The sequence below is a fragment of the Streptomyces sp. NPDC059248 genome (assembly GCF_042753905.1).
Classification (GTDB): Bacteria; Actinomycetota; Actinomycetes; order Streptomycetales; family Streptomycetaceae; genus Streptomyces.
Genome location: NZ_JBHYZV010000141.1, coordinates 1 through 9663, shown reverse-complemented (window position 1 = coordinate 9663; position 9663 = coordinate 1). Strand labels below are relative to the sequence as shown.

General features: G+C 74.0%; 3 protein-coding genes. All 3 read left to right on the top strand.

All coding sequences use genetic code 11. The features are described from left to right. A partial coding sequence (locus ACFXG1_RS32440; RefSeq protein ID WP_384745766.1) for an alpha/beta fold hydrolase occupies positions 1 to 1720 on the top strand: 1720 nt, incomplete at its 5' end. A 31-nt stretch (positions 1721 to 1751) separates the two neighbouring features. Then, entirely contained in the window at positions 1752 to 2783 is a 1032-nt protein-coding gene (locus ACFXG1_RS32435; protein ID WP_384717399.1) for a ketoacyl-ACP synthase III family protein, read from the top strand. 80 nt (positions 2784 to 2863) lie between these two features. Further along, positions 2864 to 9565 carry an SDR family NAD(P)-dependent oxidoreductase gene (locus ACFXG1_RS32430; protein ID WP_384745764.1) on the top strand — a complete coding sequence of 2234 codons (6702 nt, stop codon included), beginning with the start codon at positions 2864 to 2866 and terminating at the stop codon, positions 9563 to 9565. The last annotated feature ends 98 nt before the right edge of the window (positions 9566 to 9663 follow it).

Genomic DNA, 9663 nt, shown 5'->3' with positions numbered 1-9663 from the left:
CCAACACACCCCCCACCACACCCTCCACAACGCCTACGGCCCCACCGAAACCACCGCCTGCGCCACCCTCACCACACCCCTCACCCCCCACCAACCCATCACCATCGGCACCCCCAACCACAACACCTGTATTCGGCTGCTCGACAGCGCGCTGCGCCCCGTACCACCCGGTATCACCGGCGAGATCTACATCTCCGGAATCGGCCTGGCCCGCGGCTATCTCCACCGACCCGGACTCACCGCCGAACGCTTCGTCGCCGACCCCTACGGACCACCCGGCACCCGCATGTACCGCACCGGCGACCTCGCCCGCTGGACCACCAACGGCAACCTCGACTACCTCGACCGAAGCGACCACCAAGTCAAAATCCGCGGACTACGCATCGAACTCGGCGAGATCGAGACGGCACTCGCCGGAGACCCCGGTATCACCCAGGCCGTCGCGCACACCCATACCGACACCGACGGCGGAAGCACGCACCTGGTCGCGTATCTCGTCGCGGCTCCCGGCACCGTCCCCGATACCGACGAGATCCGCGTCCACCTCCGGAAGACGCTCCCGGACCATATGGTCCCCACCGCGTTCGTCGTCCTCGACGCCCTGCCCCGTACCCCCAACGGCAAGGTGGACCGCCGGGCGCTGCCCGCGCCCGACTTCGGCGGCCGGGTCACGGGCCGGGCGCCCCGCACCCCGTACGAGAACACTCTGGCGGAGCTGTTCGCGGACACCCTGGGGCTGCCCCGGATCGGGATCGACGACGACTTCTTCCAGCTCGGCGGCCACTCCCTGCTCGCCACCCGGCTCATCAGCCGGATCAGGGCCGTATTCGGCGTCCAGCACACCATCAAGACCCTTTTCGACCATCCGACGGTCGCCGCGCTCGCCCGCAGGCTCGACACGGACGAGTCCGGCGGCGAGGCGCTCGGCACCCTGCTGGCCCTGCGGTCGCACGGCGACCGGCCCCCGGTGTTCTGCGTCCATCCGACCGGCGGTCTGAGCTGGTGCTACGCGGCCCTGCTCGGCGGTCTCGAACCCGACCGGCCCCTCTACGGTCTCCAGGCCCGGGGCGCGGCGGGCGGCGAACCGCTCCCGGCGACGATCGACGAGATGGCCGCGGACTACGTCGACGCCCTGCGCGCGGTCCAGCCCGAGGGCCCCTACCATCTGCTGGGCTGGTCCTTCGGGGGCGTGGTGGCGCACGCCATGGCCGCGCGGCTGCGCGCGGCGGGCCAGGAGGTCCGGCTGCTCGCGATGCTGGACTCCTCTCCCGTATCGCCGTTCGCCGGCCGGGACGAGGACGACCGGGATCCGGTCGGTCTGCTGCTGGAGCACGCGGGGCTCGGCCGCGGTGAGGGCCCCACCGACGGGGACCCCGGGGACGCCGCGGATCCCACCGGGCTCCTCGGTCTCGTCCGCGCGGAGAACAGCGTCTCCGCCCAGCTCGACGAGGACGGGATCCGGGCCCTCGTCGGGATCGCCGCCAACAACCTGCGCCTGATGGACGCGTACGAGCCCGGGACGTACGACGGCGACGTCCTGTTCTTCACCGCGACCGAGGGCCGGGACGCCGACGCGCCGGGCCACGAGTCCTGGCGGCCGTACGTCGGCGGCACCGTCGAGGAGCACCCGGTCGCCTGCGACCACCTGAGCATGACCAGGCCGGAGACCCTGCGGGACATCGGCTCCGTCATCGCCCGTCATCTGTCACATCGCCCGTGACCTCACCAGCCGGAACACACGAGGGAGTCGTATGCGGCCTCAGGACATCCATCTCACCGGACTCGGCAGCTATCTGCCGGAGCGGATGAGCAGCCGGCGCGCCGTCGATCTCGGCCTCTACAACGAGACGCTGATGCTGGACTCGGGGGTCACGGGCACCCTCGTCGCCGGGGACACACCGCCCGTGGACATGGCGGTTTCGGCGGCGCGGGAGGCCCTGAAGCGGGCGGGGAGGGAAGCGGACGAGGTCGACTTCCTGATCCATTCCTGTGTCCTACGGCAGGGTCCGGAGATGTGGTATCCGGGCGGGTACATCCTGCGCGAGCTGGGTTGCGGCGACGCCTCCGTGTTCGAGGTGCGCCAGGGCTGCAACGGCATGCTGGCCGCGATCGAGCTGGCCGCGGGCCAGTTCGCCGCGGATCCCGGGAGCCGTACGGCCCTGCTGACGACGGCCGACAACTTCGCGTCCCCGAAGGGCGACCGCTGGCAGGGCTACGGCCCCGGGACCGTGATCGGGGACGCGGCCGGCGCCCTGGTCCTGGGCCGGGACGGCGGTATCGCCCGGCTGCGGTCCGTGAACCAGTCGGTGATCCCGGAGCTGGAGGGCCTGCACCGGGGCGCCGAGCCGCTGTTCGACCCGCACGGCCGGGAGACCATCGACATGGTGGCCCGCGCCCGGCACTTCGGGCGGACGCACAAGCCGCTCGCCGAGGTCAACGAGCTGATCGCACGACGGCAGGCCGAGGTCGTCCACCGGTCCCTGGAAGAGGCGGGCATCGGGGTCGGCGACATCGCGCGGGCGATCTACGTCAACCAGGGCCAGTACCTCGTCGGGCAGTTCTTCCTCGACCCGCTCGGTCTGCCGGAGGAGAAGTCCACCTGGGACTTCGGCCGTACGGTCGGCCATCTCGCGGCCAGCGACCATGTGGTCGCCCTCGAGCATCTGGTGACGACGGGGCAGCTCGCCCCCGGGGACCACGTCCTGCTGGCGGGCGCCGCCCCCGGCTTCGTGGTCAGCAGCGCCGTCCTGACGATGAGCGCCGCCGCGTCGTGGGCCATCTGACCGGCGGGTCCGACGGCCGGGCGGGCCGGGACCGACAACACGAACGGCATGTACGGGATATCGAGAAGGGGACGAGGACGATGACGAGGTCGACGAACCGCAAGAGCCGTAAGGACCCGAAGGCGGCGGCCGCGGGCCGGGGCGCGGCCCCGGCCGGGGTGGTGGATCCGGACCGCGCGATCGCCGTCGTGGGTCTGGCCTGCGCCTTTCCGGGCGCTCCTGACGCGGCGGAGTTCTGGTCGCGGCTGTACGCAGGGGACGACTGCATCACCGAGGTGCCCGCCGAACGGTTCGACATCGACGCCTTCTACGATCCGCGGCCCGGCACCCCGGGCCGGATCATCAGCCGGTACGGGGGCTTCCTCGACGGGATCGACGCCTTCGACGCCGACTTCTTCGGTGTGGCGCCGCGGGAGGCCCAGCACATGGACCCCCAGCAGCGGCTGCTGCTCCAGACGGTGGCCGAGGCAGCGGAGGACGCCGGGTTGACCCGGGAGCGGCTGACGGCGGGCCGGACGGGGGTGTTCATCGGGTCGATGGGGCGCAACTACTGGGAGTCGATGAGCCGCCGGGGCGTGCTCGACGTGTACGCCAACGCGGGGACCGCGCCCAGCATGCTGTCGGGGCGGCTGTCGTACGCCTTCGATCTGCGCGGGCCGAGCCTGACCGTCGACACGGCCTGTTCGTCGTCGCTGACGGCGGTGCATATGGCGTGCCGGAGTCTGCGCACGGGCGAGTCGACGGTGGCGCTGGTGGGCGGGGTGAATCTGGTGCTCGCCCCGGAGGAGAGCATCACGTTCTCGGACGGGCGGATGCTGTCGCCCGGGGGGCGGTGCAAGTTCGCCGCCGCGTCGGCCGACGGGTTCGTCCGCAGCGACGGGGTGGGTGTCGTCGTCCTGAAGCCGTTGCGGAACGCGCTGGCGGACGGCGACGCCGTCCGTGCCGTGATCCTGGGGTCGGCCGCCGTCAACGACGGGCGGTCCGGTGACGCCCTGATGGCCCCGGCGGAGTCGGGACAGCGGGAGACCTTGCGGGCCGCCTACGCCGACGCCGGGGTGGATCCGGCCGACGTGGGCTATGTGGAGGCCCACGGGACCGGGACGCCGGTGGGTGATCCGGTGGAGTTGCGGGCGCTGTCGGCCGTGCTCGGCGAGGGGCGCCCGGCGGACCGGCCGCTGCTCGTGGGGTCGGCCAAGTCGAACATCGGTCACTCCGAGGGCGCGGCGGGGATCGCCGGGCTCATCAAGACGGTGCTGGTGCTGGAGCGGGGTGTCGTACCGCCCAGTCTGCACAGCGCCGAGCTGACGTCGGCCGTCGACTGGTCGGCGGTGCCGCTGCGGGTGCCGCAGCGTCCGCAGGAGTGGACGCCGGGCGCGGGGCCCCGGATCGCGGGCGTCAGCTCGTTCGGGATCTCGGGGACCAATGTGCATCTGGTCCTCGCAGCGCACCAGCCCGCCGGGAAGGACGTGGAGGACCCGGTCGCCGCGGGTCCGCCGGAGGTGGAGCGTCCGGAGTTGCTGACGCTCTCGTCGCATCTGCCCGGGACGCTGCGCCGGGTGGCCGGGGAGTACCGGGAGTTCCTGCTGAAGGACGGGGCGGGGGGCACGCCGCGGCTGCGGGACGTGTGCGCGTCGGCGGCCGTACGCCGCGATCACCGGGAGAGCCGGCTGACGCTGGTGGGCTCGTCGCACCGGGAGATGGTGGACGGGATCGACGCGTTCCTGGCCGGGGAGCCGGCGCCGTGGCTGCGGTCGGCGGACGATGTGTACGAGGAGCGGGCGCGGATCGTCTTCGTCTTCCCCGGGCAGGGGTCGCAGTGGGTGGGGATGGGCCGTGAGCTGCTGCGGACCGAACCGTCGTTCCGGCGGGCCCTGGAGGAGTGCGACGCGGCGATCCGGGCGGAGACCGGCTGGTCGGTCCTGGAACGGCTGACGGACGGGGAGGGGCCGCTGGAGGGTGTCGACGTCGTCCAGCCCACGCTCTGGGCGATGGAGGTGGCGCTGGCCTCGGTGTGGCGGTCGTGGGGTGTCGAGCCGGATGTGGTCGTCGGGCACAGCATGGGCGAGGTGGCGGCCGCGGTGGTCGCCGGGTCGCTGAGCGTCGCCGACGGGGCGGCGGTGATCTGCCGTCGCAGCGCGCTGGCGAAGCGGGTGGCGGGCCGGGGCGGGGCGATGGCGTCGGTGGAGCTGGGCGCCGAGGAGGCGGAGCGCGAACTGGCCCCGTACGACGGCCGGGTCTGTGTGGCCGCGATCAACGGCCCGTCGTCGACGATCCTGTCGGGGGACGGGGACGCTATGCGGGAGATCCTGGTCGCCCTCCAGAAGCGGGGGGTGTTCTGCCGGCTGGTGCAGGTGGACTTCGCGTCGCACGGGCCGCAGGTGGAGCCGTTGCGGGAGCCGCTGCTGGCGGCGCTGGAGTCGATCGCCCCCCGGTCGGGCGAGGTGGCGATGTACTCCACGGTGGAGGCGGCGCCCGTCGACGGCACGGCGCTCGACGCGGAGTACTGGAGCCGGAATCTGCGGCTGCCGGTCCGGTTCGGGCCGGTGATCGAGTCGCTGCTGGAGCGGGGGCGGACGGTGCTGGTGGAGATCAGCCCGCATCCGATCCTGGTGCCCGCGATGCGGGAGTACGCCGACCGGGCGCGCGGCGCAGGTCCGGTGGTGGGGTCGACCCGGCGCAACGAGCCGGAGACGGCCGCGCTGCTGGACGCGCTGGCCTCGGTCCACCTGAGCGGGCATCCGGTGGACTTCGGGCGGCTGTTCGCGCCGGTGCCGCCCGCCGTCCGGCTGCCGGGTCCGGCGTGGGAGCGGCAGCGGTACTGGTTCCCGGACACGGAGCCGGCACCGGTACCGGCTTTGGCCGCCGCGGCCGGGGCGGGGCATCCGCTGCTGGGGTCGCGGGTGCCGGGTGCGGGACATGTGTGGGAGGGGTCCTTCGATCTGACGGCCAACGCGTATATCGCCGACCACCAGGTGCAGGGGGTGGTGATCGTGCCGGGGACGGCGTACGTCGAGCTGGTGGCGGCGGCCGGGGCGGCGGCGTTCGGCGCGGTGCCCGTACTGGAGGACGTCACGTACCACCGGGCGATCTATCTGCCGCCGGGCGAGACTCCGCCGGTGGTGCGGGTGGTGCTGGAGCCCGGCGGTTCGCCCGGGGTGTGGTCGTTCGAGGTGGGCGCCCGGTACGGGGACGAGGCGGAGTTCTCGCGGAAGGTGAGCGGCCGTCTGCTGACCGGGGACGCGGCCGGGCCCGCGGAGAGCGCGGCCGGGGAGTCCCGGGACGCGGTCCGGGCGCGGTGCGACGAGCTGTCCGGGGAGGAGTTCTACCGGCGGTTCGCCGAGAAGGGGAACCAGTGGCTGGGGGCCTTCCAGGGCGTGGCGGCGCTGTGGCGGCGGGACGGCGAGGCGCTGGCACGGATCGTGGCGCCGTCGTCGGTCGACGCGGCGGACGCCCGTCAGTTCTTCCATCCGGCGCTGCTGGACGCCTGCGGTCATACGCTGGCCGCGGCCGCGGAAGGCTTCGACGGGGGGAGCGAGCACGACGCCTTCGTCCTCGGCGGGATCGGGCGGGTACGGCTGCACCGGCGGCCGGCCGGTCCGGTGTGGAGCCACGCGGTCCGTACCGAGGTCCGGCCGGACGCGGTGGTGGGGACGGTGGAGATCCGGGACGACGACGGGGCGCTCGTCGCCGAGTTGGAGGGGGTGGCGCTGCGGTTCCTGATCCCGCGGTCCCCGGCCCGGGACACCGGCGGCTGGCTGCACGAGGTCGTCTGGCGCCCGGCGCCGCCGGCGGTCGCCGCCGGGCCGCGGCCGGGTTTCCGGCTGCTGTTCGCGGACGCGGGCCGGTGGACGAAGGCGTTCGCGGGGCGGCTGGGCGGCCGTACGGTGCTGGTCGAGGCGGGTGAGGCGTACGAGCGGACGGGGCCCGACCGGTACCGGATCGACCCGGGTTCGGCGGACGACTACCGCAGGCTGCTCGCGGACGTCGGTGACGAGGGATGCGAGGGCGTCGTCCATCTGTGGTCGCGCGGTGTCGGCGATCCCGGCGCGGCCGGGGATCCGGCGGCGGCGGTGGCGGCGGCGCAGCGGCTGGGCGGTCACAGTGTGCTGCGGCTGGTGCAGGCGCTGGACGGGGCGGGCGGACGCTTCGGGCGGCTGTGCCTGGTAACGGAGGGGGCGCAGTACATACCGGACGCCCCGGGTCCGGTGTCGGTGGGGCAGGCGATGCTCTGGGGGTTCGGCCGGGCGCTGATTCAGGAGTATCCGCAGTGGGGGTGCGTCCTGGTGGACCTTCCGGCGGGCGCGGGGGACGCGGAGGCGGCCCTGCTCGCGGCCGAACTGCTCGCCGCCGGGGGCCGGGAGAGCCAGGTGGCGTTCCGGAACGGGGCCCGGCGGATGCCGCGGCTGGTACGGCGGGCGCCGGACGGGGCGGGGCCGGAACCGGGGTCGGGTACGGCCGCGCCGGCGGGGGGCCGGTACGAGATCCGCAACCGTACCGCCGGACTGCTCGGCGGGCTGGGCCCGGTAGCGGTGGAGGGGCGGCCGGCGGGTCCGGGCGAGGTGGAGATCCGGGTGACGCACACGGCGCTCAACTACCGGGATGTGCTCACCGCCATGGGGGCGTATCCGGGTCTTGAGGCGGGGGCCAGGCTCGGCTGGGAGTGCGCGGGCGTGGTGACCGGTCTGGGGCCGGGCGCGGCAGGGGTGCGGGTCGGCGACGAGGTGGTGGCGCTGGCCGAGGGCGCGCTCGCGGGCCGGGTGGTCGCCGACGCCCGGCTGGTGGCACGGGTGCCGTCCCGGCTGACGGCCGAGGAGGCGCTGACGCTTCCGGCCGCGTATCTGACCGCGTATTACGGGCTGTGCGAGCTGGGCCGGCTCGCGCCCGGTGAGCGGGTGCTGATCCATGCCGCGACCGGGGGTGTGGGGCTGGCCGCGGTGCAGCTGGCGCGCTGGCGGGGCGCGGAGATCTACGCGACGGCGGGCAGTCCGCAGAAGCGGGCGCTGCTCAAGACGCTCGGGGTGCGGCATGTCGCGGACTCGCGGTCGACGGAGTTCGTGGCGGAGTTCCGGGACGCGACGCGCGGCGAGGGTATGGACGTCGTCCTCAACTCCCTGGCGGGCGAAGCGATCCCGGGGAATCTGTCGCTGATGGCGCCGTACGGCCGCTATATCGAGCTGAGCAAGCGGGATCTGATCGGGAACAGTCCGATCGGTCTGGAGCCCTTCGCCCGGAACCTGGCCTTCCATTCGATGGATCTGGTGGACATGCTCCGCAACCGGCCCGGCCGGGCGGGGCTCCTTCTCGACCGGGTGCTCGAACTCGTGGACGGCCGGGCGATCGAGCCGCTGCCGTACGAGGTCTTCGACGCGGCGGACGTCGAGTCGGCGTTCCGGCTGATGGCGCGGGCCCGGCAGGTGGGCAAGGTGCTGGTCCGGCTCGACCCGGCCGCGGAGGGTGTCACGGCCGCCGGGGATGTCGCGGGCACCGGCGGCGCCGAAGCCTCGGTGCCCGCGCCCGCCCGTCCCGACGCCGCTCGGTGGCGGGCTTCGGAGGGGACGTATCTGATCACGGGCGGGCTCGGCGGGATCGGGGTGCGGCTGGCCGAATGGCTGGTCGACCGCGGCGCCCGTGACCTGGTGCTGCTCGGGCGCAGTCCGCTCGGTGGCCGCGCCGGTGTGCTCGCCGCGCTGGGCCGGACCGGGGCCCGGGTGGCGTACCACGCCGTGGACGTCGCCGACGAGGCCGCGGTACGGGCGGTGCTGCGGCGGCACACGGAGGACGGCGGGCCGCCCGTGCGCGGGGTGCTGCACGCGGCGGGGGTCATCGACCTGGTGTCGGCGGCCGATCTGACGCCCGAGGCGTTCGACGCGATGGTCCGGCCCAAGGTGACCGGCGCGTGGACGCTGCACCGGGTCCTGGACGGCGCGCCGCTGGAGTTCTTCGCCCTGTTCTCCTCGGCGTCGTCGGTCCTCGGGTCGCCGCGGCTCGGCGGTTACGCCGCCGCCAACGCCGCCCTCGACGCGCTGGCGCACCACCGCCGCACCCTGGGACTTCCGGCGCTCTCGGTCAACTGGGGGTTCTGGTCGACCGTGGGGATGGTGGCCCGCTACGCGGAGGAGCACGGGCGCGATCTCGCGCCGCACGGCATGGAGAGCTTCACCCCCGAGGAGGGCATCGGGCTGCTGGAGCGGCTGCTGGCCGACGGCACGGGCCAGGTGTCGGTGATCGCCGCGGACTGGGCGCGCTGGGGCGCCGCCTATCCGGACGCGGCGCGGGACGCCCTGCTGACGGAGGTCCTGGGCGGCGGGGGTCCGGCGGTCCCGGTCGAGCCGGTGGCCGCTCCTCCGGCAGCCGCTCCCCCGGTAACGGTCGTGCCGGTCGCCGCTCCGGTGTCCGTACCGGTGGCCGCTCCCCCGCCGGCCGTGGCTCTGATCGCCGCGCCGTCGGTCCCGGCGCCGGCCGCCCCGGCTCCCGCAGCCGCACCCGCACCCGCACCCGTTCCGGTCGCGGACACCGCCCGGGGCTCGGGAACCGCCGGCCCGGAGGCGCTGCACGCGTTCCTGACCGAACGGGTCTCCAAGGTGCTGGCGCTGCCCGCGCAGCGGCTGAACACCCGTAAACCGCTGAGCCGTCAGGGGCTCGACTCCCTGATGGCGACGGAGGTGCGGAGCGAGGTGCAGCGGGAGTACGACGTCACCGTGCCGCTGGCGCGGATGCTCGGCGGGCAGAGTCTCGACGATCTCGCCGAGTTCATCACGGGCGAATTGACGGACCGGACCTGATTCGGGCGGTGCGCGGGGGGCCGGGGGGGGGGGGCCCCGCCCCCCCCCCCCCCGGGCGCGAATACAAAAAAAAAAAACCCCCCCACCAAGACAAAAAT

What these genes read in the sequence shown, in the direction of transcription:
- ACFXG1_RS32435 (WP_384717399.1), top strand. Translation starts at nt 1,752, where the DNA reads ATGCGGCCTCAGGACATCCATCTCACCGGACTCGGCAGCTATCTGCCG.
- ACFXG1_RS32430 (WP_384745764.1), top strand. Translation starts at nt 2,864, where the DNA reads ATGACGAGGTCGACGAACCGCAAGAGCCGTAAGGACCCGAAGGCGGCG.